This is a genomic window from Pedobacter cryoconitis (assembly GCF_014200595.1).
GTDB lineage: Bacteria > Bacteroidota > Bacteroidia > Sphingobacteriales > Sphingobacteriaceae > Pedobacter > Pedobacter cryoconitis_C.
The window spans coordinates 2404448-2427742 of the sequence record NZ_JACHCG010000001.1; the positions used below are offsets into that span (position 1 = coordinate 2404448).

Here is a 23295-nt window from a genome sequence, read left to right on the forward strand (position 1 = left end):
GCGATTATTAATCTCTTTTATTTTGAACAATGTCACTTAGGTTTATTTCATCGGGTGGAATTGAGAGGGTATATTTAGGATCATTAGGAGAAAGTGCATAAACCTGATTATTTATTTTCCGCTTAATGGTTATGGCATAATTCGGATCACTATTTAATCTCCTTAGATCAGTCCACCTTAACTCCCTAAAGGGTAATTCCTTTCTTCTCTCTTCGAGTATTATTTTAAGTGCTTCCAAGGAATTTGAAGCCGTCAACTCATTATATTCACTGGTTCCATCACTATTTTTCTTCCACCTGGTTTTAAGTAGCGTATTAATGTCTTCCATTGCCCGATTGACCATATTCTTTCGTGCGTAACATTCTGCTCGAATAAGCATGATTTCATCTACGGCAAGACCGTTAAAAAAGGCATTCGATCCACTGTAATTTCCCCTAAAGATCGCATCTGCACCAGAAACGGTATAAAACAATGATTTACGGAGATCATTATTTTGATAAGTCCGGTATAAGGTTGTATCAACATTAAAGTTTGATCTGTAAATTATTGTATAATTAGATGCCTCACTATGAAAAATAACCTCACCATTAAAGCGTGGAAATGATAAATTATCGGCCTCTTGTAAAGTATTATAATCAATGAGGAAACTATTTTTATTTAGGGACAGTTTAGCATATTCTAAAGCTTTATCATAATCCCTCATCCCTAAATAAACTCTTGCTAATAATGCATAAACAGCATTTTTGGATGGCCTTGTTAAGTAAATTTGTGATTCTGGAAGTAAGCCAATTGCAACATTTAAATCTTTTAGAATTTGGTCGTAGGTTTCCCGAATTGAAGACCTTTGCAACTTCGCATTAACATCTGAAGATAACCGCAATGGGAGTCCTAAATCAGTAGTACTGCTTATTTCTTCATAGGGTTTACAAAATAGTTGGGAAAGATTGTAATAACTAAATGCTCTATAAAACAAGGCTGTTCCCTTAACATTATTCCAGTCATTTAAATTTTGGTTGGTTGAGGTTATTTTATTTACGCCCTCAATCGCAATATTAGTATAAAGGATTCTCTTATAACTATTGTTCCAATCTGCATTATACGTTTCTCCTGCATAAAGTTCTTTTGACCATGTATACGAGTTCCTTTCCAGCGCACTGCCACTATTTTGCCAATTACCGAAAGTGACATAATAATTATCAGAGCTGACTTCATTTAGACCCGGATAATTTGTGTTAAAAACATCTGTATTATCTAAGATTGCCTGAAAATCTTGTAATGTTGTTGGCACGACCAAAGATTTATCCGGCTTAGCATCTAACCAGTCTTTTTTACAAGATTGCAAGATGAGTATTGTGAATGCTAATAAAAAGCATTGAATATATTGCCTGTAAAGCGAAATATGTTTTTTCATCATTTTAAGTTTAAAAGTTAACTTTTAGTCCAAAAGCAAAAGACCTTAGATTGGGGAAAATTGAAGCTGTAGTTGCACTTGGTATAAAGTCAGGGTCGATATTGCTCTTGTTAGCTCTCCATAGGATTCCAACATTATTGACATAAGCGTAAAGTTGAACGTCACTAACCGGAAGGAAGGGAAATTTAGATTTTTTTAAGGTATAAGATATGCTGACATCCTGTAATCGGATATGGTCTGCTTTTTCAACAAGCACAGAAGAGTTTGAATAAAAATCATCCCTAGCTGAATTTATAGGATAAACTGCTGAAGGGGTATTTGTGATTAGCTCATCACCTGGTTTCTGCCACCGCTTATGATAATCTATATTTCCAATAATTGCATTTTGGTACAGGTCTGTATAATTAACAGATGGACGCCTGAAAAAATAATTAAACTTAAAGCTGATATTTAAAGTAAGCGCAAAATCTGCGTAAGTAAATGTATTTGACAGTCCTCCAAATAGCGTCGGGCGTGCAGGGCCATTATATACTAACCCCGATAAACCTGTAGAATTAATAGTTGCGTAATCTTTACTTTTTACACCATTTACGTATCCAATTGGGTCACCGTTCTGCGGATCAAGCCCACCCCAAGGTAAACTAAACACGCTATACACAGGCTTTCCCACAATCGGGACAATTGAACGACCATTTAATCCGTCAGCATTAACTAATTGATTATTTGATGCGGTTAAATCATATTTAGTAACCTTATCAGTAGCATAACTGACAAGCAAGGAAGTGAGCCACCCAAATCTACCCTTTAAATTTCTCGAATTTAGGGTAATATCTACTCCATTACCACTCATTTCTGCAAAGTTGCCATTGAAATTAATTACACCAGTACTAGGTGCTAATTTTGTACTCCCAATGAGGTCTACACCTTTTTTAAAAAAGTACTCTACACTACCAGAGATCGTATTGTTCAGGGTCGAGAAATCAATTCCAAATTTCGCTTGACTGTTCCTTTCCCACCTTAAATTTGGATTTCCTATATTACTGACATCTGCATAGTTGATCCTAGTAAACCTAGCATTTGATAATCGATAAAATGTGGTTATACCTGTAGTTGATCTATCTAAGTTTCCATTATATCCATAGGAAGCAGTTAGATAGAGTTGAGGAAACCAATTTAATTTATAAAAATTCTCATCCGATAACTTCCATTTCCCTCCTACAGACCATAAAGGAACAGATTTTTGATTCGTTGAAACACCAAAATAATTAGAACCATCTATCCTTGTACTTCCTGTTAGCGTATATTTATTTTGAAAGTTATAAGAGCCTATAGCATAAGCCGACTTTAAACGTTCAAGCGTTCCACCTATTACTGTACCGTCGGGAATGTTAGCACCGCCCGTAGGATTAACATTATAGTATGTATTATAATTAACAAGTCCGTAGGTAGCAACATCATCATCATAACCATAAACTGAACCTCCTTTTATTTCTGTTGAAGCCTGACTAAGCTCATATCCAGCTAGAATAGTAAAGTCATGTTGGCCATAAGTTCGGCTATAATTTAACTGTGCCCTGAAATTTTGAGCAGCCGTATTACCATTGGAATAATTCAAAAAACCTCCAATTGGTACATTATAATCCACAACTTTGTCATTTGCTAAAACAGAAAACTGATTTATTAAATTCCTGGCGTAATAACTATCCTTGGTATAAATTGTCTTTTTGTCGGTTATCGTTTTCTGATATTGATATTTTAAATCAATATTTAATCCCTTGAATAATTCATACTTTATGCTGGTAGATATTCTAGTATCTGTGCCACGTGTATTATTTTGGCTCAGTCCCAATTCGTTTAATGGAAAATAAGACCAATTAAGAAAACCTTTTGATTGTGCTGAATTTATAAAACTAGTGCGTAAATCTCGTGTAATAGATAAAGGGTTATTATTTAAATCAGCATATTGATTATAAGGGAAATTTGTAGCCTGTTGCCCTAAAATTGACATTAATGTATTGTCTGTCTTGAAAAGCGATTGAGTGTAGTACAGTCCGGTAGAAATCTCCAGATTCTTTACAGGTCTGAAAACGTTTAAGGTACTTAATGTAATTCTTTGATTTTCATTGTTTTTTAACATTTGTAAGGCTTTATCCATCCCTGCGGAAACATAATAAGTTACCTTATCCGTGCCTCCACTCAGATTAAGGGCATATTGTTGAGAAATAGCCTTTCTGTAAAAATATTTCTGATTCTGATCCCTTACATCGATATTTTTAAGGTGATTGATAGCGGATAACGAGTCGGCAGATGAGAGTGAGCCATTATTAGCCATAATCTCTACAGCAGGAGATACTGAGGGATAATTAACATTATCAGAAAGTGCAGAAGTATATTTTCCTTGATCAAAAAGAAACTTTTCAATACCTATATAATCATTAGAGGATAAAAAGTTGGGATTATAAAATAAATCCGGTTTGTTGGCGATTGTTATGTTAGCATTTAAAGAAATCCTAAGCTTTGAATTAGGTAAACCTTTTTTAGTAGTTATAACAATAACCCCATTTCCGGCTTTGACACCCCAAACAGACGATGCGGAAGCATCTTTCAAAATAGTTATAGAAGCAACATCATTAGGGTTGATATTATTAATATCCCCACTGTAGGGAAAGTTGTCAACTATAATTAAGGGTTGGTCGTTTGCCTTAATTGTACTGCGCCCCCGGATATTAATATCAAATTGTCCATTCGTAGTATTACCCGTATTGGCATTGAATACCAGTCCTGAAGTTATCCCGTTTAACTTGCTTAAAACATCAGGAGAAACCCTGCTTTCAAACGCCACTTTTATAGGTTGTGCAAAAGAACCTGTTGCCCTTTCTTTGGGAATATTTTGATACCCGGTACTTACAATTTCAACTTCTTTCAAAGAAGTATTATCTGTTTGGATGACGATAATCTTTAAATCCCAATTTTGGATATTTGGTAATTGCTTAGTTATATAACCTATTCCAGAAATTTTCAGGTTTGACCCTGCTTGCACATTTAAAAGATCAAATATCCCATCTTTATTAGTAATCGTGTGGATTTTAGTATCCATAACAGAAAGATTAATTCCGGGAACTGGCACTCCATTTTCGTCTATTATTTTCCCTTTTAGATTTAGGGTTGTGACCTGCGCAATTGAGCTAAAATTTAGGCAAAGCGTGGCCATTACGATGTATATCGTTAGTTTTTTCATGTTTATAGTTTAGTTGATTAAGAAGTTTTAAAAAAGCATTTAAGCTATTTTCCCACTAAACTGGTGGTTTAACGATGGTTTCAAATAGTACATGTTGAAACCTGTATTTTTTCCTGTAGAGGAATTTGATCTTTAGCATGGCCGTTAATAATCAATTTTCTAAATTATTATGTAACGGAATTGGGAATACCCTGAATTGGGTATGGGCTCCAATCTCGCCACCGTCCCTGCCGGGTTGAATTAGCGAGGAAGCACCACACCCATGTCAGGGCATGGTCTTCACTCTTTCCGTGCATTCACATTCTTGGCAGGGACGGTGCATGGTTAAAGTGTGACCTTAAATTTAAGGGTGGTTATAGTCTGTAATTGTTCAAGGTGGTTGATTTTTAATCTTCATCATTTCGTTTAGTTTGTGGTGGTTTGTTAATTCTGTGAAATCTTAGGATTGAGACATAAATTAGTAATTGCCCTTCTAAGAACTTTTTTAACTTCATCGGGATGAAGGAACATTTCTACCGCAGTTTCTTCTACTTTATTACCTTCTAAATAGATACTTTTAAAAACGCTAAATTCATCTGGTTTAAGAGCTTTCAAAAATCCTGCTCTAGTGGGTTCTAAATAGTTAGAAATTCGATTTCTAAATTTTAATTCCTCGATTGCACATTTATGTGCAAGATTAATCATCCAAATAAATAACTTACTTCTATCAGGATTGTACTGATCTATTGAAAACCATATTTTAATTATTACTTTTTGGAGCACATTAATTTTTGTTTCCTCGTCAATTAAAATCATGGATATTATTCCAAATAAATAATGTGCATAGTTATTGTACAATATTTCGAAAGCAATGTCATTTTTAGATAATAGAGCTTCGAGCAAAACTTTTTCAGTTAAAGATGTATTTGGCTTTTTCATAATGAAGCATATGAAGTAGAATTATCAGTCATCGTATCTAAAAAATCACTCCAGATTTCCAAGTACCGATCTACATGTTTACTTTCCATCATTATCTTAATTGCTTTTTTAGTAAACATCGATTTGAGATATTGTAATAAATCAGTTTCAGAGCTTATAGTAAACCTTGTTAACCATAATTCATTGTAGGCATAACAAATAGGTTCATCTACTTGCTCTTTATCATGGATAAGCATCCTTTTAGAAGTTTTGTACAAAATCCTATGGTATCTATTTATCGATTCGTCAAAAGCCATGTTATCACTCTCTTTAATTAAGGTCAAAAGGTCATCATCTGACAGGGAAGTATACATACTCATTTTCAGGTAATTAAATTCGGTTAACAGAAACAAAGCTGGACGACGCTACCAGAACCGTCTGTTCAGTAGGTCGCCCGCTTTGTATAACATATATTAATCTATTGGTTGGTTTGCTGGTTTGGGCAAATAGCCATCTTTCACACCTTTTATATAGGAAACTTCTACGAACTCAATTAGTTGCTCTTGGAATAGTAACATGGCAGAAATATCAGAGGGCTCAGCATAGACATTTAATAATCGTAACCATGCTCGAAATAACAATTTGATTTTCTCTCTAGTCTCCGGTATAGGATGAAAACTAAAAAATATATTAATCGCAGAATCTGGATCAAGAACAAATTGTTCCGGTATGTTATGAGGTTGATAGTTCAAAATTCTATTATAATCTTCCATCTTAATTCTTTTATTCGTTTGTTTCTAAAAAGTGATTAAAAAAAGAAAAGACAAAGCAAGGCGGGCTCTCGTTACTATGAAAAAAGAAACCGCCTGCTTTGGTATGCTGGAAATCAAATTGGATTTTTAGGTTTAAGAGGAAACATTTTACTGGATGGGGTGATACCAAGGACTGTTGTCAAAATCATATCATTACCATTCACCATTATCAGATGAATATCAGAACACTTAGATTGTAATAATTTATGTTTTCTCATAGCTCGTAAGTCTACGAGCCTCGATGGTGATAAAATAGGCAGGGCCTTACATACCACCGCATCTTAGTTGACAGCCAAGAACGTGGATTTATAGCAAGGCCCATACCTATCTTAAAGGCAAATATATGCACTTTAAGGTGATATGGGCATTTTATCTTACTACCTCGCGTTCTTGGCTGTCAAACTTTTTGCGACGAGACTCTTAAAAAAAATGCCTTCCTTTTATAGAAAGAAGCTTTATATATAAAATGGTTTAGTTTAAATTACTCATAACCAAAGATATAAAAAGTATTGACTTATTCAAAATATATTTGAATAAATGCAAGTAACACACGGATAATTGCTGTTTCAACCATGCATGCCTACTTTTAAAGAAAGTTGGAAGGAAATTGAAAGAGAAAGCACCAGAAAATTCGTTAGGCATCTATTTAACTAATAGAAAGATCGGTAATATCGAAATTTATGCTAAAACGAGTATTCCAACTTCAGAACTTAGTCGCTTAAGAAGCGGTAAAATAAGTTCGATTCCCGCCAACAAGTTATATTTAATTTCTTTGGTTTCTGAAGAGCCAATTGGTAAGATAGTTGAAATCATTTACCCTAATTTAAATCTAGTTAGTAACCGAACCAGTCAACAAAAATCAAAAGAAAAATTCACTAAGTTAGGATCGTTGTTAATATCGGTACATAATGAGGTAAACAGTTTAACTTCTATCTCCTTTAAAACTGGAATCAAATTACCGAGATTAAAAGACCTTATTAAAAAAGAATCAGCAGTTATCTTAGCACATGAACTATACTTGATTGAGCTGGCGACTGAAGCAAAGGTTGGATCTTATTTTGAAAGGCTCTTCTCTGGACTTCAACTCAATAGCAGCAAAATGCAAGAGAAGCTGAAAATTGAAGAAAGAAATAGATAATATAACATAATTAACCCTGCATGGTTAAAAATGCTTTGCATTGGATCATTAATTTATTGAATCATTACTCAAATTGCGGGATTAAAAAAAACTCGCTATTTAAATTTTTAGATACATAAGCAGTAAGTGTTATACTTTTGAACTTAGCAAAAACTCATGGTATAGTTATTTATGATCTCATCAGTTACGAGATCAATCCAAAAACCTTATAATATTCCATGATTGCAAGTATCCCGGCAAGTCCAGCCATAATAAAAAAGCCACCACCACCTTTACCAAAACCAATATGATAGAAACTGGTTTGCTGATATATAAAACCAATGCAAAGTAAACTTAATAATGTACCACCATATATGGCATACAGACTATCTAAATTGGAGAAAAAACGATGCCCCATATGAGAGCCCAGTACCTGATAAAATTCTGGATTTGATTGAGCTACAATTAACAATACGAATGGTAAAACCAAAGAGGCAGAAAAGAGTATCCAAATCAAACTACTTAAGCGTTCTTTTTTATATAACGTAAATAGGAGATGAATCAATATAAATAAAATACTACCTAGAAAAAAAGAAAGATAATACCCTATTATAAATCCAATCACTGCGCTAATTAGCAGGACAATTCCCCAATTGTTTTTTTCAGTGTTCATCTGCCAGTATTTTTATACTTTGTCTTGCCTGCATTTCTTTATTCATTCCAAATTTATCTAAATTCTTTTGTGCATATCGGGAAATTAAATCAGATACAATAAATGCAGCTAATATGCCATAATCAGCTCGATTGAGATTTTTTGCGACTTCCTTAGTAACCCGTTTTTCATATCTGCCAGATAGTTCTCCACTTTTTTTCTCCCCAAGAGCTTTTGCTTTACTATTCAACTTCTCTTGTTTACCTATCTGCCTTCTGTAGTGTGGACTGTTTTTACCTCGGCTATAACGATGAACAGGATTATTGGCTTTAAATACTTCTGCCTGAGATTTTCCATAAGCGTCAAATCTACCCGCATTATCCGTCATTTTTCCATTTTGTCTATCAATTGGAACCCCGCGCATCTTGTCTCCTTTAACTATAGCGTCACGTTCACCATCTGTATAGAGTGGGTCAGTAAAGGGTTTTTGATAATTGGACATCGTATAGCTTTGCGTGGTGGCGTCTTCACCACCTGTTAATAAATCTGATGAGCCCTTCAATGGATCTTCGTCTACCATAACATTGGATATAGTATTATTAAGTTCAGAACTACCATATCCAATCAATAGACTTTTTATAATACCACTACCAAAAGAAGTAGAAGCGTTTATCCATCCACTGATCTGAATGGAATTTGCGAACATCCTAAATGATCTACCCATAAAAGCAGCACCAAGTATCTCAACAGAATTATTAAATATATTAATGTTATTCTGTTTTCCAGCAGTGTCAGCATCATAAAAAATCTTAATATCACCACCAAATACCGGACATATTAGTTTTGAATCTCCTAATAAAGGACGAATACCCTTTATTCTAACTTTACTATGAACTTCCTGCCAGGTTGCTCCACGTAAAGCAATCCAGCATAATAAATCTCCAATTGATAAAGAAGCCAATATGCCAATTAAAAACCCAGCTAGTACTGCTACAATAAATGGTGCAGCAATGCATGCTGCGACTACAATAGCAACCAGAACTCCCGCCCATTTACAAGCAAAATTCTTGGGTTTATCCTCATAAGTAGCGATCAGCTTACCACCTGCAATAAATACGCCCCTATTTTTAACTAGTAATGTACTCGTATGAAATCCATTAGAGCAGGTAAGTGTTACTTCATTATGTACGTAAGGTTCAGCCATTATACACCTCTTCAATTTCTAAATTTATTGCATTTTCAATAGATTGGTTTATCTTTTCATTCACTGTTATTCTTGCGAATTTTAGCCAGTTATCCTCCTTGTTGAGGACATATAGTGCCTGGAAATCAAAAGTATAACGCTCAAACTTTTCCTGTAAAAATGGATATTGTTTATTATATAAAGACTTTGCTTTCTCAGTGTCAAAATTTAGCTTGTCAACATTGCCTTCATACTTTAAAATGTATTCATCATATTGTTCGTCATAAGCAACTTCCAAATGAACACGCATTGGAATACTAAGTTCTTCAAAAAAAGTAGACATGATTAAAACATTTGCAACTGGATAACGATCCCCCAACACAAGGGGTTGATTGTAAAACCCCCTGAATAAAGAAGAATGGAACAATGATTTTTCAAGTTCCTTATGCAAAGGGTAGCTTTGCATATATTCTTCGTCTCCCTTAGCTATCATTTTACGTAGTATATCAGCAGGAAGTGCTTGGATTTCGGCTTCCAAAAGTAAACTAGCTTTTAGCGTCTCCCACTTTTCTTTCAAAAAGGCTTTATTAGTCACATCTTTGATTTTACCTGAAGGATTGAGATCAAATTCGAGGACATTTTTCAAATCCGTAACTTTTTTTAATATACCTCCAAGTTTTTCTTTTAACCCTAAACCATCCTCATAATTTGATTTATTAACGGATAAGAGTATATGATAAATTTTCCCAATGGCATTAAGTTCCAAATCAAATTCCTGTTCATGAAAAAAATCTGTGATTAGAGACCCATTAATTGACATTTCTGTATTATGCCTGCTTTGATATTTTTTTTTGGTTAAATCCCTAAGGGAAAAAACAACAGTATTAGCTGTTATTGAATCCGTTGTGTTTTTGATTGGTTCAGAATCATCAGAAAAAAAACTAAATCGAGACATATTTAAGAGGTTAATAAATTCTTTTTGTTTTATAACAAATTTCTAGCCAATTTTTTTATTTTTATTGGAGAATATAAATAATGGCATTATAGAACAATTGGAATTCTTCAGTTCAAAACTCTCACTCTCAGGTGTTAGTTTATCAAAAGTATGGGATCGCCTTTCATCCAGTGTTGTTCTAATAAGGTCCAGTATACTTTTTGGATTTAAAATAATATCATTCCTGACTTTTTATGAAGTTATTGGCTTCACTATCCAACTTTTACAATCTAAAAACAGTTTCTAATTGCTTAAACATTAACCCTTACCTATTCTGCGAAAAATTAATAAATAGCCAGATCTGGCTTTTCACTATGAAATTAATTAATTTAATTGGTATAGATAAAACTATCGATAACATAATTAAGCCGAAGGAATAGTAAATCACATCCTTCGGCTATTTTTAGTTCCTGGCTGTATTCGTAGTACTTCTGCAATTAATTATAAGGTTTACATACAATTTTTTAGTAAAATGCTCCTTTTTATTTCATGTCAACTCTAGCGTAAATTGTTGCAAACTACAATAGCCTAGATCTATAACAAAGATTATATTTCTTTAAAGCCTCTTGCAGAATGTCAGCAAATAGGCAATGTCCCCACTCACCAGGGACATTTGCCTAAAACAATATCTTACTGTAGTTCATAGCTACATCCTCCAATAGTAATTTTAATATCTTCAACTCTCCCTACAATGTAAATAAGTATTTATATTCTCCAATATACTTTGAAGCACCATTTTATAAGAATTTTCGATCTGTTATTAAACATCCCGACCAATATATTATTAAAATGTATTTCGAAGTGAACGACCATTCACGCTGAACAGCGTGACAAAGCGCATTACAATACTATTGAACTAAATCAGGTTTTCGACCAATTAATACCTCCGTTTATACCACATAATTGATTTTTCAAAACAGTAAAAGACGGATTGTTCTAAAATGGGAAATGAAATTGTTAAAGAAATGGATGTAATGAACAAGAACGGCGCATTATCAAACCGTAAAATTTTACTTTTCCATATTTAATGTTGTGGGGGATAATATTGATTTAAGTTATTAAAATGGAAATATAAATTCAATGTCAATCATCAATAAATTTCTATTATAAAAAATTCATTATCAAATTGATGGAATTTATTTCTAAATATTGGATGAGTTTTAGTAAATTTAAATTATGGGGGTTTTTCGAGGTAAAACTTAATGCTTTCCTCTCGATTCCTTTAAAAAGCTATACGAACTACCAATTCGTATGGAGATTGTTAATTAAAACTCTCTTTTATGAAAAATTTCATTCTAATCTTAATTTGTGCTGTTTTTGTTGGTTGCTCATCAAAAGAGCTAAGCAGAGAAAAAGCTTTTGAATTAATTGTTCAAAGCAAGAAATATCCACAGATATATGATGAGGATATTTTTGCTGGTGATCCTGAACATGCTGAAAAAGCAAGCAAGACTAACTTAGAAAAGCTAGGTTACATAACCTTTAACCGTAAACGAACTTTTCTTGATGATAGACCTTATATCGAATTTACTGCAAAAGCTAAGCCTTTTTTCCTCGAAACCCCAAAAAGTGACGTGGAACACCAGGTTCAGAAAGTTAAAATTTCAGATATAGTTTTAGGAGAGGTAACAGGTGTTAAAATGTTAAATGAAAACAAAAGTGCCGTTGCAGAATATACTATAAAGTATAAAAACATAACACCATTTGTTGAATTAATTCCAGGAAAGTTTAGTCAAACAGATACTATTAAGGCATATTTTTCATTATTTGATGATGGCTGGAGAATTGAAAATAAACCAGGTTCGGAATTTATGTAAGGTATTCTATATTCATTCTTTTGGTTTTTTCTGCTTTTCAGCGTGGTTATACGTATCATCAATGACTCTTGAAATGACATTCTTAATACGTGCCATTCCCTCCGGGGAATTAACATCTATTTCGCAAAAAAGGCTGTTCGCTTTCTTCGCATGTAATATTAGGAAATAAATCCCTCCGATTAATAAAGCTACTGTAGCCCGTAAATCCACGTCTGTATCTTTGAAATTGTAGTCCGCTAAATTAAATAGTTTGCTGCCAATTTTTTCACGCTCCTCACACACCTCAGAAATTACAGCACTGTTTTCACTAACCTGCCACAGTACAAACTGTTGCATATCAACATTAGCATTAAAGTAATCGAGATAGTCTAATAATTGGTTTTGAGAGTCTTTTTTCCCGAAATCACCGCTTCTTTCACGAACTAGTCTATCTGCTTCAGCGGCAAACATCACCCAATAGTCTTTTGTTCTAACATAAGTCTCAATCAGGTTATTAACCGTCCCAAAGTAATCATAGATTAATTTTCTATTAACCCCGGCTACCCCTTCGATTTTCACAAGCTTAAGTCCTGAATAACCTTCACTCCTTATGATTTGTCCTACTGCATCTAATAATTTAAGTTTGGTTCTTTCTTTATTCCTGAGTGCGCCACCATATTTTCTGGCCATAACGTTATTTCTTATTAATGAAAATAGCTATTCTAGGTGGACATAACAAATCTATGACATTCAATTATTCATTTTGATTATCGTGACACACTAGTCGGGGCTTGTCCTTTTGATTCGTTACTATCTGTTGGAGGTAAAGGAGCCTCAGCAGGTAAAGGATTCCGAGCTAAAATTTTTTGAAGCTCACATTCAAATAATTGATCAATATCCCTTTTAATCCGGGTATAATTCTCAATAATATCTCCATAGCTTACCTTCTCAATGATTGGAATTGGCTTAAAATTATCTTCATCTTTTTTCATAGCTACATGATCATTTTGAATTTCACTATGAAATACTTTTAATTTTATTTTACAATCAGGATTGTCAGAAACAATACCAACAAATTCTCCAGAAGACAGACGTGCAATCTTAGAGGCAGGAATTGCATAATCCATTTGAGTGGATTTAGTTATAGATATATCAGAACTGCTAATACTCTTACTCTCTTTATCCTGTACGATTTTGCCGAATGTCTCTGACATTTTTTTTGCAGTGTCACCTATGACCTGGCTACTTATGACATTACCAATTAAGCCAACTATTACATCTGCCTGATCTACTCCATAATCTTTCTTAAGTTGACTAAAATCTTGCACAGCTAATGTTGTAGCCACTTCATTACTTCTTGCTGTCGCAATCGTACCCTCAATTCCGGGCGAGCCACCAACATAGATAGTCGCAAACTCATCGAATACTAAGCTTACTTTTTTCTGACCTTTACGGTTAACTAACTTCAGCATCCTTGAAATATAAAGGGAAAGCACCGCACCATATATCTGCAATTTTTGTGGATTATTACCCATACAGATAATTTTCGGTTCTTTTGGGTTATTGACATCAAGCGTAAAGTCATTTCCACTTAAAACATAATATAATTGCGGAGAAGAAAGTCTGGCAAGGCCAATTTTTGCAGATGCAATTTGCCCCTCCAATTGTTCCTTTGCTTTATTCTGTAATGCAGAAATAAAGGGATTGATAAGTACCTTTATTTCTTCTTCTTCCTGCAACACAGCAAATAAGGGATCATACTCCGCCTGCATCAATTCTATAACATGAGGTAATGTACAGTATTTACCATTTTGATATTTTCTCAAATACCAGATGATGGCAGTCAGAAAATTAATCGGGCTTTCTACAAAAAAATCACCTTGCTTTTTGATCCAATCCCTATTTAACCCCATCATAATTGTACGGCTCGCTTCTGTTGCATCAGTGATATCGTCCATACTCTGCGGATCAAGCGGATTACACCTGTGAGTACGATCTAGGTCATCAAAGTTAATTACATAAAATTTTGGCTTAATCTCATAATTGTCCTGGTATTTTAAAAGCCCGTTGTATGCTATTTTTGATAGGTCATCAAATTTAAAATCGTATATAAACATGGAAAACCCCTTTTTAAGGTGTTGGTTTATAATGTGACGTATTACAAAATAAGTCTTTCCAGATCCTGGGGTACCTGCAATTAATAATCCCCTAAACGGATTAATAATATTGATCCAGCTATCACGTATCTTATCCTTCAATTTGTATTTTGCTGGTAGATTAATCGAATATTCATTTTCTAATAGCCTCTCTTCCTGGGGAAATGTTTCATTCTCTGTATTAAAAATATCCTTTTTAAGTTTATCTATAATAAGCCGGGACATAAGACCGCCCCCCATGAGAATAAATAAATAACCTAAAGATGTTGTTCCTATATATGCAAAGGCGATAATTGATAGTTCTGAACGTAAGAAAAACCAAGCGACACTGAGGAAGTACAATAAGAATCCGACGATTAAATAAATTGCAATTGATTTAATTCGGATATCCTCATCCTTCTTGCCTTTTACTCCAAATAGGGAGATTACCAGAAATAGTAATGCGGCAAGTTTCGGTCTTAAAATTCCATTAAATAGTCCTGTTTTAGATATATTAAGGATAATTCGATCCGTAATTTCTGCCGTCCATCCCCATTGCTTAAAAGCTAAATAACAGCACAAATAAAAATGTATGCTGATTATGAAAATACTGATAAGCCTCGTAAAATCTATAATTTTTCTTAAGCTTTGAATGTCTTCTCCTGTATTCATAAATTTATGATTATCTAGTTAATCCCCTTTTTCTTTTCTTCCTTTTATTTGGCATTGGGTTATAATCTATCTCCGGCTTACCGAAAATGTCACCAATAGATATTGTAGTTGTTTGTATTGGAAATAGACGAGCTTTAAATTGCTGGTCTGTATTGCTTTTTAAATAACCATTCTGCCCATTTAGAGGCACTAAATAAGTCTTAATGGTATCATTAGTACTTATCCGTTGTGAAAGGTTATTAGCGCTGTAGAGCTTACCTAAGTCGCTTCCATTGAAAACAGTCTTATTAATGTGATCAACAAATGTTGTCCCGTAGATCCGACCTTGCTCGTTCGTTCGTAATATAAGGTTGACACCAACTTTCTTCAATTCTGTGATAAGGGTATTCTTAGTTATGCTCTGATAAGATTCGAGAACTTTGTTAATCCGTTTTAATAGATCATGTTTTAAAGGCTTTCGCAATTCTGAATTTTTCTCGTACCTCTTCTCCAGATTTTGTAATGTAGGTTTACTATAAAAAGAACTTGATTTAATTGGTACACCTATCTTTTTCCCGTGTTCATCAATGATTGAATAGATCAAACCTTTCTTTTTATACATTTCAGTTTCTTCCGCCCCTCTATCTGCAAGAACATTAAACTGCTTTAACACAGCATTCAATTCTGCAAGTGAGGTATATTTATATGAGCCAATTACTGTACTGAGAACATTATTAATAGACTTCTTTGTAGGTAAACGACCATAGGTAATGATACTTTGGTCAATTGGTTTAATACCTGGCTCAGGGCTGAACCTTTTATTCTCTGCAATAACTAAGTTGAAATCTTTTTCAATTTTCTTTCTAGCTGGCTCCGAAACCAACCTACCTATATTATGGGTTTTAATGGGCTTACCGTTGCGTTGAATACTTGTTGTAGCTATATGTATGTGCTGATGTGCCGCATCATTATGTCTATACACCAAAAAAGGTTGGTCACCAAACCCGATTGACTCCATATAAGCAATTGCAATGTCCTGCATCTTGGTATCATCGATATTTTCGCTTGAATGAAAATTAAGGGAGATATGCAGTGCATTGGTTTTAATACTGGGTTTAAGCGTAGTTAAATGCTCAAATCTTTTCAATTTATGCTCAAAATCCATGTTTTCAATTTCTCCGGCAAAACCACTCGCCAATATTAATTTAGCAACGCCCTCTATCACTTTATTCTCATTATAATGGAGAATTCCACCTATGCTTTTTCCAATTTTTATTTTTGCAACCATTTTTCAGCTAGTTTAGAAATTAGGAAAATGAGTCTTTCAATCTTAGGCTCGATTGTTTTGTAGGTTTCTGCCGTTTTAATCGAATAAAATTTTCGCTCCATTGGGTTTTGGCTAATATGAAAACTATGGGTTTGTTGATTAATATTTACACCTATACTTTTAATCTCTTTTCGGATTAGAGCCATTTCTTCCATTGGGGCATTCATAGAAATGTCCTTATGCAAAATTTTTATAGGACGATTAGAAATGATTTTTCTAACCACATCACCAATGGACTTACTGTCACTCTCTATCCACAAATCTGCAAGCTTCTTATATTGACTTTCTGTTAATCTGATAATAATAGGATGGCTTAAAATCTTCTCCTGATCTCTTGATTTTCTCCTTGACATAAATACACTTATTTTGACTTCAGGATCACGAGTTCCGAGTGATCCCCTGTCCTTAAGGACAGCAAAGAGATTTTCGTATACGAAAATACATCTTTGCTAAGCACACGAGTGCTTCAAGATACCTACTCCGATAGCTCGGTGAACTTCGGTCCGTTTTATTAATTCTTTCTGATTGTCTTAGTAAATACTTCTAAAAGCACTTACAGTTAATCGTCAAATTCCAATTGATTTCTGACTTCAATTGCAGGGATAGATGATCGTAAAAATTGTCTGAACCGCTGGCAGGGTTCTTTAATAATCCGCTTAATTTTTGGTTGAAATGTGCCTAGAAAATCACTGGCTTTATTAGAGGTCTTTTTATGGATTGTTTTCATTGGATTATCAATTATTCAAATCCAAAGTAAACCGTAAATCAAATTGCAATTGACAACCAATTAGTGAGTACCTAGAAATAATTAGACTATAAATGGAATTGAGAAAGTTGATCACACCATCAGCAGAACCACGTTTTGACTTTCCCATCAATTCTAGCTCCAGAATAATTTAATAATCTTCTTTTTTTAATATTCACTCATCCTCTGTCGACTTTTCATAGATCTAATACAATTCTTAAATAAAGTACTATTTAACACTTATTCATGCTTAATAGCGTTGTAAAGAAGTGTAATTACATTTATTTTTGGTACATAAAAAACTATTTATAAGACTTAAAATTCAATAAAATGACAAACATTCAAAACAGTAAGATTATTAACCTAAATTCAGAAAGCTTTTTTCAATGCCATTTATCACAATTTGAATGGTCGGAATTAAATCAAAACAAATCTTTCATCAAACCACTTGTGTTTAAAGATCTTGATAATTGACAATTTACACAGGTACTTAGAAGTAAACTTTTTTTGAAAATAGACGTATATGGATAGTGATTACTCTTTTTTAAATGCTGGAGGAAATGTGGGTAGTTTACTTAGAATTTTACAATCCAAAATAGCAATATTAAATTCCCCGGAAATTTGTACACCGACACTTAAGACTTCATTAGGAATTTGCTTGAACTCTGGCTTTCCAATCGCGATTTGCTGGGGCAAGGACTTCACTTTCTTTTATAATGATCAATATTCGTTGATTTTAGGCGAGAAGCATCCCAAGGCACTTGGTAGCCCTACAGAAATTGTCTATGCAGAAATTTGGGATACCCTGGAACCGCAGCTAACATCGGTAATAAGTAGTGGTATCACTATAAAATTACCTGATGCACCTTTTCTGCTATACCGCAATAGTTATTTGGAAGAATGTTATTTTGATTATACCCTATCCCCAATTTACAATGCTGAAGGGAAAATAGAAGGCATTTTTAATGTAGTTATAGAAACTACAAACAAAGTTATTGGACAAAGACGAAGTCAATTAATGAATAAGCTAATAAAAATTGAAAACACCGCTCAAACTCTTGAAAAGTGTATCAATAATTGTAAAATGGTATTAAACGAGGAGCAGCAAGAAATTCCATTTTACTTAATTTACCTAAAACGGAAAGACAAAATATATGCACTTGCTGCCTCTGGGGGAATTGATCAACCAATAGATCATCACAAATGGCCAGTAGAAGATTTACTAAAATCTGGAAATACAGTATTTCTCGACTCCATTGCCGACTATTTAGCAGAGCCGATTATAACTTTTTATCCTGAACCCTGCTGTGAGGCCGCAATCATACCACTAAAAAATCAAAATGCACCAATTTCGGGTTATATGATAGTTGGATTATCACCGAGAAAAAAAAATGACACCGACTACAAACAATTTATTGAAAATGTTGGTAGTGTGATAGGAAATTGTTTATCAAGTGCGTTTTCTTTCGACGAATTTCTTTCTTTAGAAATAGAAAAGGAAAATCTTTTGAGGATTGTAAGCCATGAGCTTAAGGCCCCAATAACAAGTATTAAAGGATATGCTCAACTGGTAATGAGAGTTTCAGAAAAAAAATGGGATGATGATAGTTTTAAACTGTTGATTAAAATGACTTCACAAATCAATAAACTTAACCTTATCATTACGGATATGCTCGATGGAACGAATTTTAACAGCGGTAGAATTCACGTGACTGTTACAGAATTTGGTTTCGATAACCTTGTAAAGAAGATCGTAAATGAAATATATACTTCTAATAGTAAGCATAATATCCAAATAGAACTTGGGTGCATAAACTTGTACAATGGGGATAAGACAAGAATTGGTCAGGTAATTTCAAATTTACTTTCAAACGCCATTAAATATTCACCAAATGGCGGAAACATATTAATTCGTACAAGTGAAGATAACGAAAAAATTAGCTTTAGCATATCAGACCAAGGTATTGGAATCAGAAAAGCTGAACAGCAAAAAATATTCGAACGCTTCTACAGGTCAATTGAAATCACACGATATCCTTATCCAGGTATGGGTTTAGGCCTGTTTATTTCTAATGAGATCATCAAACTTATGGGTGGAAAACTCTGGTGTGAATCTGAAGAAGGGAAAGGTACTATTTTCTATTTCACATTACCTCTTGACTACAAATCAACCAATTAAATCAATGAAAAGCCCCTATTCTCCTTATGGAAAAAGTGGGGCTTTAAAAAAATTTAATAAAATCGGGAGAAGTTTAGTTTTTACTTTTAGTTAGTTGTTCGCGAACTTAAAATCCAACCAGAGTTGTTTTAATTGAATGACATCTTTAATACTTCAGTTACGCGGACAGATATTAAATACCTGAAAAACACCTCACAGGTTCACTGGAAACAAACAACACAAAATACTCGAGTGACATTAAATTATAATTTTGAGGTTAAAAGAAAAAAGTCAGCCCAGTTCTACGTTTAGGATAAATTAAAAAAGCACAAAAACTACACATTTTAAATAAAGAAATAGATAAATAATCCATAAAAAAACTAGGCTGTTTTAACACCGAAAAGATAGCCAACAGCAGCAGTCATTAACATCGCTGCTGTTCCCCAGAAACAAATCCGGATAACAGCTTTACTCACTGAAGATCCGCCTGCTTTCGCTGCAACAATTGCAGAAAAAGCTAAAAATACGATCGAAAAACTATATTGATAAATGACCATCAGGTGAAGTGGTGCAAAAATAGACACTAGCATCGGGAGCATTCCGCCCGTAATAAATGAACCTGCTGAAGCTAAAGCAGCTTGCATTGGCTTTGCCTGGGTAATCTCATTGATGCCGAGTTCATCCCTCGCATGTGCGCCTAAAGCATCATGCGCAGTGAGCTGTGTAGCAACCTGCAAGGCCAGACTTTCTTCCAGACCTCTCTGTTGGTAAAGTTTGGCTAATTCCTTCAGTTCAATTTCTGGCATCTTTTCCAATTCCATTTTCTCCCTCTTCAAATCGGCAGTTTCGATATCCGATTGTGAACTCACAGAAACGTATTCTCCGGCAGCCATAGACAATGCTCCGGCAACCAGTCCTGCCAAGGCAGCCAATACAATTGGTCCTCGTGTAGTACTCGCTGCGGCAATGCCAATGGCCAGACTGGTTGTAGAAAGAATACCGTCATTTGCGCCTAAAACGGCTGCTCTTAACCAACCGCTTCTATTGGTGTAATGTTCTTCAAGTTCCATATTATGTTTTTCCTCCGTTAATCATGTCTGATACTATCCCTTTGCTTTCTTTCCGTTCTGCCAGAAGTACACCAACGATATGTACCAAGATAAAGATCAGGATTAAATACATACAAAAACCATGAAATCCTTTAATGCTGTGACTTACAGTTTTACTGATGCCTAATTCCTGATCGAATGTCATAGCTAAGCCTGTTATAACCATGATGGCAAGTAATGAATAGAAAATAAGGTATAAGCATTTAACCGTAAACTCGTGTAAGGCTACATGAGATTCCTTACTTTGTTTACGATAAGCCTGGTAAGCACTTTTTAAGTTACCGAAAAAGCCTTGCCCTGTAGACGAAGAAAATGCAGAGAGTAGCCGGAACAAGAATAATGCTGCAAGTGTATAACCAAAGTAAATATGAATACTCCAAATCTGATCTTCCATACCATTTGCTATATCTTTGGCTTGTTGAGCGGTTATTGAGGTACCAGATTGCTGTAGTATAAATTTGGTATTACTTTTTACATCGAATAAAGTTGAGTTTAACAGCACTGTGAGTAGTGATCCGGTAATGACCAGCAGATTTAGCCAATGCCACAGCCTGATAGATCTGCTGTGCTTTTTCAATTTAGCAGGATGATCAATGTCGTTCCTCAATGGTTCAATGATAGCCATGTTGATTGCGTTTTAATGCATCTGGATTTTATGTTCCAGATGCTTTGTGTTTTTATTTTACTTTTAAATTTAAAGTAATGATGTTGGAAACCAGTCCTGTAGATCTGCTATAATGCCCGTATCTCAGTTCCAGCATATTCAGATGTCGCCAGCCAAATACACCGTGCGGAGGTGCAAGCCGGATTCCCGCCCCATAAAAATCACTGTTCAGGGTTGACAGGTCATAATCACTGGTAAAATAGGTAGCAGAAGGATCATGTTGCCCATAGGGTGCAAAATATCGGGTTCCTGTTTGCTTGTTATAGCGGTAAAATGGACTTAAGGAGACAAATGAGGTGAGTTTCACCGGAACTTCTATTTCTGCGGTATGTGCTCTGATGCCCCAGTTATCCATAAAGTAACGGTAATAAGTCCGTATAATCACCTGGTCAGTGGCAAAGTAGTTTAACCTTGCGGCAATAGGTAATTTATATCTTTTATCAGGCAGCGTTTCTGCTCTTACAGAACCATCTGTAAAATAATCACGTTGGTATTTGGTGGCTAGTAAACCCTTTTGATAAGCAGGTTCAATAATAATCAGTGCCTGAAGTTTTGGATTGATAACCTGTGAAATAGAAAAAGAAGTGCTGAATGAATTTCTTGGGCTAGAGCCTTCACTTCTAGATTCGCGACCGTTGCCGCTTGTTGCGGGCCGCAGTTCAATAGGCAAAATGACTTTCCATGTATCTAAAAATGCCTGTAGTTTAAAATCAAACTGAGTGTTTTTATCTTTCGATAAGCGGGTCAGGTTAAATCCGGCACCTAGTGACTGATAATCATATTCTTTGGAGAAAGAACCTGTAAAACCAAAAGCATTTCCGGTTTTTTCATTGCTTTTCGTCCAGTTTAAAGACGGATAAATACGAGTATCAGCCATCGATGCTGAAGAAATCGTACTTGGATCAATCTTATCAGAAGAAGCAGAAGTATAATGATCTACACCCAGTTCAAACAAAAAGGTGTTTTTCTTGCCTGCTTTATTGAAATTGGACATTTGCAGATCGATTGTATTAGCAAAATCTGTTAGTTTTTCAGTTCCAATACCACCTGTAACGGCTGAATTGTTGCCGTTTTGATGATAGTAGGCCGATACCAGGTTGATTTCGTCCAGTTTAAGTTTCCTGCTTTGATAATTACTGCTGTCGGCAGGGGCAGGTTTGCTTTTAATTTGTCCATGGGCACCTAAAACACCGAGGAACAGCAGCAGTACATGCAGATAGATCTTTCTCATGATTTTTATTTAATTACAACCACAACCACCACCGCTTTTGCCACCATTGGCACCAGAACCGCCTTCACGGTATAACTGGAAACTCTGTTCAAACTTTTGCGCCGTTCGGGAGGATAAAGCCATTTCAGAATCATTGAGCTTATTTTTCTGATACGGTTTTACTGTTGCACATGCGCTCAGCAGGCTCATTGCAAAAATGCCCGAGCCGAGTAATACTGCTATTGGAATGGACTTTTTCATATCATTGTTTTACATTAATGTTCTTTGAAGTATACAACTGATCCTGATCATCTATAATGATACAGGCCACATGTTTTAACTGATTGATCAAATCAAGGCCTATTTGCACACCCATTACAATCACAGGTGTAGCGAGTGCATCGGCTAGTTCGGCGCTTGGACAAATGATGCTTACACTTTTAATTCCACTAACCGGTAAACCCGTTTTGGGGTCAATCGTATGGGAGTATCTGCGACCGTTTATAGTAGCATACTTTTCATAATCTCCAGATGTTGCAATAGCCATATTGCTAATGTTTAGCGCAGAAAAAGGGCGGCTGCTTTGATCAGGATCGGCAATGCCTATCGTCCAGGGCTTACCAGTTGATTGGCTGCCCCAAGTAATCAGGTCACCTGCTGCGTTTACTATTCCATGTTCGATTCCTATACGCTGCAATATTTGTTTGGCCCTGTCGGCTGCATATCCTTTTCCTATGCCACCAAATCCGATCCGCATGCCTTGTTGTTTAAGCATGACCGTAGAATTTTCAGGATCTATAATTACATGTTGGTAGTTGATCAGACCGACTGATTGACGTGCTGTTTCAAAATCTGGCAGTGAGGTCATATTGACATCAAAGTTCCAAAGGCTTTTATCGATAGAACCATAGCTAATGTCGAAGGCACCCTGGGTAATGTCTGATATTTTTACTGCACGCTGAATGAGCTCAATCACTTCAGGATCAACTTTAACTGGCTTTATACCTGCATATTGATTGATGAGGCTGGTTTGACTGGTCTCTTTGAATGTACTTAGTAATTCTTCAATCCTGCTAACCTCTGCTATAGCTGCATCAACAGCTTTTTCGCCAGCAGTTCCATGATCCGCAATTACCGTAAACTCAAAACGGTTACCCATGAGTTTTAATACCCTATTGTAAGTTGCGTCCGCCATC

The 23295-nt window shown here is 35.0% G+C and carries 20 protein-coding genes; 3 read left to right on the forward strand and 17 right to left on the reverse strand.

The features are described from left to right. Positions 1-7: 7 nt before the first annotated feature. The 5 genes from HDE70_RS10130 to HDE70_RS10150 form a co-directional block, all read right to left on the reverse strand. Complete coding sequence (locus tag HDE70_RS10130; RefSeq protein WP_183889801.1) at positions 8-1414, reverse strand: RagB/SusD family nutrient uptake outer membrane protein; 1407 nt, start codon at positions 1412-1414, stop codon at positions 8-10. Positions 1415-1421: 7 nt separating this feature from the next. Continuing rightward, positions 1422-4649, reverse strand: a complete 3228-nt coding sequence (locus HDE70_RS10135) for a SusC/RagA family TonB-linked outer membrane protein (RefSeq protein WP_183889802.1) — start codon at positions 4647-4649, stop codon at positions 1422-1424. Positions 4650-5072: 423 nt separating this feature from the next. Beyond that, a complete protein-coding gene (locus tag HDE70_RS10140; protein ID WP_183889804.1) occupies positions 5073-5567 on the reverse strand; it encodes a hypothetical protein in 495 nt (164 codons plus the stop codon). Next, a complete protein-coding gene (locus HDE70_RS10145) occupies positions 5564-5926 on the reverse strand; it encodes a hypothetical protein (RefSeq protein WP_183889806.1) in 363 nt (120 codons plus the stop codon). The genes HDE70_RS10140 and HDE70_RS10145 overlap by 4 nt, the downstream gene beginning before the upstream one ends. A 93-nt stretch (positions 5927-6019) precedes the next feature. After that, positions 6020-6319 carry a hypothetical protein gene (locus HDE70_RS10150; RefSeq protein WP_183889808.1) on the reverse strand — a complete coding sequence of 100 codons (300 nt, stop codon included), beginning with the start codon at positions 6317-6319 and terminating at the stop codon, positions 6020-6022. Between the two features lie 646 nt (positions 6320-6965). Between HDE70_RS10150 and HDE70_RS10155 the strand changes: the two genes are divergently transcribed. Further along, the gene (locus HDE70_RS10155; protein ID WP_183889810.1) at positions 6966-7496 is read left to right on the forward strand and encodes a hypothetical protein; all 531 of its coding nucleotides are present in this window, start codon (positions 6966-6968) and stop codon (positions 7494-7496) included. Between the two features lie 184 nt (positions 7497-7680). Here HDE70_RS10155 and HDE70_RS10160 read toward each other — a convergent pair whose 3' ends face one another. Genes HDE70_RS10160 through HDE70_RS10170 form a run of 3 tightly spaced genes read right to left on the reverse strand, consistent with a single transcriptional unit; the run spans position 7681 to position 10265 of the window. Then, positions 7681-8148: a hypothetical protein gene (locus HDE70_RS10160; RefSeq protein WP_183889812.1), complete on the reverse strand. Its 468-nt coding sequence runs from the start codon at positions 8146-8148 to the stop codon at positions 7681-7683. Next, the gene (locus HDE70_RS10165) at positions 8138-9331 is read right to left on the reverse strand and encodes a PAAR-like protein (RefSeq protein WP_183889814.1); all 1194 of its coding nucleotides are present in this window, start codon (positions 9329-9331) and stop codon (positions 8138-8140) included. Before HDE70_RS10165 ends, HDE70_RS10160 begins: the two co-directional genes overlap by 11 nt. Then, a complete protein-coding gene (locus tag HDE70_RS10170; RefSeq protein ID WP_183889816.1) occupies positions 9324-10265 on the reverse strand; it encodes a hypothetical protein in 942 nt (313 codons plus the stop codon). The genes HDE70_RS10165 and HDE70_RS10170 overlap by 8 nt, the downstream gene beginning before the upstream one ends. A gap of 1319 nt (positions 10266-11584) precedes the next feature. Between HDE70_RS10170 and HDE70_RS10175 the strand changes: the two genes are divergently transcribed. Continuing rightward, a complete protein-coding gene (locus HDE70_RS10175) occupies positions 11585-12121 on the forward strand; it encodes a hypothetical protein (RefSeq protein WP_183889818.1) in 537 nt (178 codons plus the stop codon). Positions 12122-12133: 12 nt separating this feature from the next. Here the strand turns inward: HDE70_RS10175 and HDE70_RS10180 are convergent, their stop codons facing one another. From HDE70_RS10180 to HDE70_RS10195, 4 genes are all read right to left on the reverse strand, one after another. Further along, a complete protein-coding gene (locus tag HDE70_RS10180) occupies positions 12134-12790 on the reverse strand; it encodes a TetR/AcrR family transcriptional regulator (protein WP_062548538.1) in 657 nt (218 codons plus the stop codon). Between the two features lie 77 nt (positions 12791-12867). Further along, entirely contained in the window at positions 12868-14907 is a 2040-nt protein-coding gene (gene mobC, locus HDE70_RS10185) for a conjugal transfer protein MobC (protein WP_183889820.1), read from the reverse strand. Positions 14908-14917: 10 nt separating this feature from the next. Continuing rightward, positions 14918-16174 (reverse strand): relaxase/mobilization nuclease domain-containing protein, encoded by a 1257-nt coding sequence (locus HDE70_RS10190; protein ID WP_183889822.1) that lies wholly within the window; start codon positions 16172-16174, stop codon positions 14918-14920. Then, a complete protein-coding gene (locus HDE70_RS10195) occupies positions 16159-16566 on the reverse strand; it encodes a mobilization protein (RefSeq protein ID WP_183889824.1) in 408 nt (135 codons plus the stop codon). The genes HDE70_RS10190 and HDE70_RS10195 overlap by 16 nt, the downstream gene beginning before the upstream one ends. 915 nt (positions 16567-17481) lie before the next feature. On the opposite strand from HDE70_RS10195, the gene HDE70_RS10200 reads away from it, so the two are divergent. Beyond that, positions 17482-19137 (forward strand): PAS domain-containing sensor histidine kinase, encoded by a 1656-nt coding sequence (locus tag HDE70_RS10200; RefSeq protein ID WP_183889826.1) that lies wholly within the window; start codon positions 17482-17484, stop codon positions 19135-19137. A gap of 359 nt (positions 19138-19496) precedes the next feature. Here HDE70_RS10200 and HDE70_RS10205 read toward each other — a convergent pair whose 3' ends face one another. From HDE70_RS10205 to HDE70_RS10225, 5 genes are read right to left on the reverse strand one after another with little or no spacing between them, the layout of a single operon-like run. After that, entirely contained in the window at positions 19497-20186 is a 690-nt protein-coding gene (locus HDE70_RS10205; RefSeq protein WP_183884171.1) for a VIT family protein, read from the reverse strand. A 1-nt stretch (position 20187) separates the two neighbouring features. Continuing rightward, positions 20188-20850 carry a cytochrome b/b6 domain-containing protein gene (locus tag HDE70_RS10210; protein ID WP_183884170.1) on the reverse strand — a complete coding sequence of 221 codons (663 nt, stop codon included), beginning with the start codon at positions 20848-20850 and terminating at the stop codon, positions 20188-20190. Between the two features lie 52 nt (positions 20851-20902). Then, positions 20903-22120, reverse strand: a complete 1218-nt coding sequence (locus tag HDE70_RS10215; protein ID WP_183889828.1) for a DUF3570 domain-containing protein — start codon at positions 22118-22120, stop codon at positions 20903-20905. Positions 22121-22129: 9 nt separating this feature from the next. Further along, positions 22130-22360 (reverse strand): DUF4266 domain-containing protein, encoded by a 231-nt coding sequence (locus HDE70_RS10220; RefSeq protein ID WP_111636083.1) that lies wholly within the window; start codon positions 22358-22360, stop codon positions 22130-22132. Position 22361: 1 nt separating this feature from the next. Beyond that, entirely contained in the window at positions 22362-23294 is a 933-nt protein-coding gene (locus HDE70_RS10225) for an FAD:protein FMN transferase (protein ID WP_260160292.1), read from the reverse strand. Position 23295 lies beyond the last annotated feature (1 nt).